Source organism: Streptomyces sp. NPDC006476 (genome assembly GCF_040612015.1).
In the GTDB taxonomy this organism is placed as follows: domain Bacteria; phylum Actinomycetota; class Actinomycetes; order Streptomycetales; family Streptomycetaceae; genus Streptomyces; species Streptomyces griseorubiginosus_B.
On the sequence record NZ_JBEXPK010000222.1, the window covers coordinates 1 to 3,238 of the forward strand.

At 69.2% G+C, this 3,238-nt stretch carries 3 protein-coding genes and 1 pseudogene; 1 reads left to right on the forward strand and 3 read right to left on the reverse strand.

The annotated features are described in order from the left end of the window. Window positions 1-455 precede the first annotated feature (455 nt). Window positions 456-968, reverse strand: coding sequence for a hypothetical protein (locus tag ABZZ74_RS53175; RefSeq protein ID WP_356951315.1), 513 nt, complete (start codon window positions 966-968; stop codon window positions 456-458). Between the two features lie 550 nt (window positions 969-1,518). Here ABZZ74_RS53175 and ABZZ74_RS53180 point away from each other — a divergent pair. Continuing rightward, window positions 1,519-1,767, forward strand: a pseudogene (locus tag ABZZ74_RS53180) (WhiB family transcriptional regulator); the annotation flags it as partial. Window positions 1,768-2,005: 238 nt separating this feature from the next. On the opposite strand, the gene ssb reads toward ABZZ74_RS53180, so the two are convergent. Further along, window positions 2,006-2,491: a single-stranded DNA-binding protein gene (gene ssb, locus ABZZ74_RS53185; RefSeq protein ID WP_356951316.1), complete on the reverse strand. Its 486-nt coding sequence runs from the start codon at window positions 2,489-2,491 to the stop codon at window positions 2,006-2,008. Window positions 2,492-2,867: 376 nt separating this feature from the next. Beyond that, window positions 2,868-3,029: a hypothetical protein gene (locus ABZZ74_RS53190; RefSeq protein WP_356951317.1), complete on the reverse strand. Its 162-nt coding sequence runs from the start codon at window positions 3,027-3,029 to the stop codon at window positions 2,868-2,870. Window positions 3,030-3,238: the final 209 nt, after the last annotated feature.

Here is a 3,238-nt window from a genome sequence, read left to right on the forward strand (position 1 = left end):
GAGGAACCCGTGGGAGGACTCACGCACGGGGAGGTGGCGACCGGTATGCACCGCCAAGAGCAGGGGAGACCTGCCAGGCGGAAACCCGTCCGGACTGGGCCACCCAGTGATCATCTTTGACCCGTCACAGCTGACCGCCCCGTTGGTCGCGCACTCAGATGGCGGGCGCACAAAAGCACACACCCGGCGCATGGATGCATATGACTTCGGCATTTTTAGATACACGGGCAGCACGTCGCTGTAAGGACCAGGGCAGTGAGGAAGCGCTGAGCTGAGGTGGACAGATCAGCGCCGGCTGGGTAGTCAAGCACGCGGAAGCTCCTGACAGGACGGCATGGACTCGACATCCACCCATCTACCAGGAGCTTCTCTACATCTGCGCACCGCCCACTTCCCCAAGGGCCGTGCTCGGCAGACAGGTTGGAAAACCCTCCAGGCGGGTCTCCCGGGGAGTGTCAGTGCCCGTATGTGGCCTGGCAAAGATCGACGATTGCGGCGTTGACCCGGTTCTCTGCGGCGGCGCGGCAGATGGTGCGCATGTCGTAGGTGGCGGTCATCGAGGTCCGGTGGGGCGCGCTGCGGTGCGCCAGCTTCGGGGCGGCGGCCGGTTGCCTGCGGTGGAATGGGGCGGCCGACCCGGCGGCCAGCTGGCGCTCGGCGTGCCTGGCCGGGCGGCGGACAGGGGGCGGAAGCCGGCGGCCGCGCTCCTGATCGTGGCCGCGTTCCTCGTGGAGCCGGCGGTGATGCTTGCGCGGGCGGTCGGCCCCCGTCTTGGCCAAGGCGGTCCGCGCAGGGGGCGGGGAAGCTTCGTCAAGCTCGACGGCGGGTCTCGTGGCGGCCGGGGCGAGGCGGGCGTGCGAGTTCGGCTGCTTCGGGCCGGTGCCGGCGGTTACGCACCCGGAGGCCGCCATCAGGGCGGTCAGGACGACCGGCAGGAATCGGCGGGTAAGTCGGCAACTGGCATCCATCCGCTCACCGTGCCGTACGCGGGCGCCGGCTGGCGGACGGCACGCAGCGCGCCACCTGGTCGAGTGACCTCGCCGCCCCGAAGACCCCTGAGAACGAACCCCCGGGCGCCGCGACAGACGGTCACGTTGAGAACGCCGACCCCGTGCCAACGGGGAAACCGGCATCTCACAGTGTCAGGTGCATCTTCGGTGGTTGGGGCAGATCCTGCTTCGTTCCCCTGAGTGTCGAGTGGCGATGGCCGGGGGAGCCGTGCGGTTGAAACGCGCAACGCCTTGAACTTGAGTATGTCGGGCCCTTGGTCCACGTCGACCACACTCAGCCCCTCACCCCCGCCCCGGGCCGACCGCGGCGCCGAACGGACCCGTAATGGGTACCCGGATGGGCCGATAGGGTGATGATCGCTTCACAACACGGTGTGCCGTGTACCGCGTGACGGCGATACACGGCACACCACCCCGGGTCCTCTGCCCGCCGAGGCCTGGGAGTCAGGGAACCATGCGCGGCAAGCCCGCGGCACAGTTCTGCCGAGCGTGAGGGGAGAAAGCTGTTGTGGCCAGTGCCCAATGGATCGAAAGCGCCGCGTGCGGGGACAGCGACCCGGACGAACTGTTTGCCGAAAGTGCCCAGCAGAACCGGGTCAAAGCGGTGTGTGGTGGGTGTGCGGTGCGTGCCGAGTGCCTGGCCGAAGCCCTCGACAATCGCATCGAGTTCGGGGTGTGGGGCGGCATGACCGAACGCGAACGCAGAGCGCTGCTGCGCCGTCGCCCGGACGTCACCTCATGGCGAACGGTTCTCGAGCGGGCCACCGCGCATCGACCACAGCTCAGGCCCTCTCCACCATCCCGGCCGGCTTCCGCCCGCACACGGCCGTAGCCTTACTGGCGAAAACCGGCGACGGACTGTCACCATGTGATCACGCGCCTCGCTGTTGTGTTCCCCCGCCGTCAGCGAGGCGCGGCCCCGTCCTGAACGGGATTCGGCGGCTCCCGAGGGAACAGGCGCCCGCACACGGCCACCGCATCCGGGCCGGCCGCCGTCAGAACGGGGGTTCCGCAGACGGGCCCTCACCCTCGCCCCCATCGACGGGCGCAGCCGGCCGGACAGGACTGGCCGTGGCCCACGGATCGTCCGGCGCGGTCTCCCGCGGCGGGATCGGGCGCGTGGTACGGGTGATCGTGACGGTCGCGAACGTCATGGACGCCCCCACATCGTCGACGTCCAGCACCATGCGGGACCGCTTCTCCCCCTCGGGTGTCTCCCACCGGTCGGTCCGCAGCCGGCCCGCCACCACCACCCTGGCCCCCTTCGACACCGACCCCGCCAGATTCTCCGCCAGCTGCCGCCACGCACTGCAGTCCATGAACGTCGGCTCCCCGTCCCGCCAGGCATTCGTCTCCCGGTCGAATGTCCGCGGAGTCGACGCCACCGTGAACCGCGCCACGGGCACACCCGCGGCCGTGAACCGCAACTCCGGGTCATCCACAAGATTCCCGATCACCGTCAACGCAAGCTCATTACGCATACCCGGCACCCTCCCACACCCCACCGACACACCCCCGCCGATCTCAACTCATCGGGCGTCCTCACAGGGCTTGATCACGTTCCCTGAGCGTCCGGCTTGTTGATGACGCCCAGGAGTGGGAGGGCTCGTTCGGGCTGGTCACGGATCGCCCGGGTGGTCCTGGCGATCCTGGCGGCTGCGAGGTCCACGGCCCCCGCCAACTCGGCGACGAACAGACCACATCGCCACCACGAGATACCCGTGCAGATACGATGCGAAAGAGCCGTACGGACCAAGGATCGCTTCACAACTCTCCCCACCCGTACGGCTCTCTCTCACGTCACAGCCCGGCCAACCCCGCTCTCACGCACCACACCGTCAGCGCTTGAGCCAGGCGTCAGGCCGCGAACCCGACGTTGGTGACGTACTCGTACTGCCCCCACTGCGAGCCCAGATCGACGACCAGGTCGACCCATGCGCCAAAGCGTCGTCCAGGGCCGCGTCGCCACCAGCCCACCCACGCAGCGACGATCCGCTCCCAGCGGCGGACGTTGAGCATGCAGTAGCTCAACGCGAGCTGGCCGGGACGGACAACCTGGGCCTGGCTGAGCGAGTGCACCCGGGTGCCGCGCCAGAGGCCGGCAGGGCTCGGCGTATGGAGAGGGAGGGCACGTGGGCGCGCGTCGTCGGGCGGCGGGATCGCAGCCCGACGGCGCGGCTACGTCGCGGCCCGTCTGCTCCTCTTCCGATGCGCCGGCTTCTGCCCGG

Excerpts from the sequence above, each read along its gene's own strand:
- ABZZ74_RS53175 (WP_356951315.1), bottom strand. The coding sequence starts at position 968 with ATGGATGCCAGTTGCCGACTTACCCGCCGATTCCTGCCGGTCGTCCTG.
- ABZZ74_RS53190 (WP_356951317.1), bottom strand. The coding sequence starts at position 3,029 with ATGCTCAACGTCCGCCGCTGGGAGCGGATCGTCGCTGCGTGGGTGGGC.
- ssb (WP_356951316.1), bottom strand. The coding sequence starts at position 2,491 with ATGCGTAATGAGCTTGCGTTGACGGTGATCGGGAATCTTGTGGATGAC.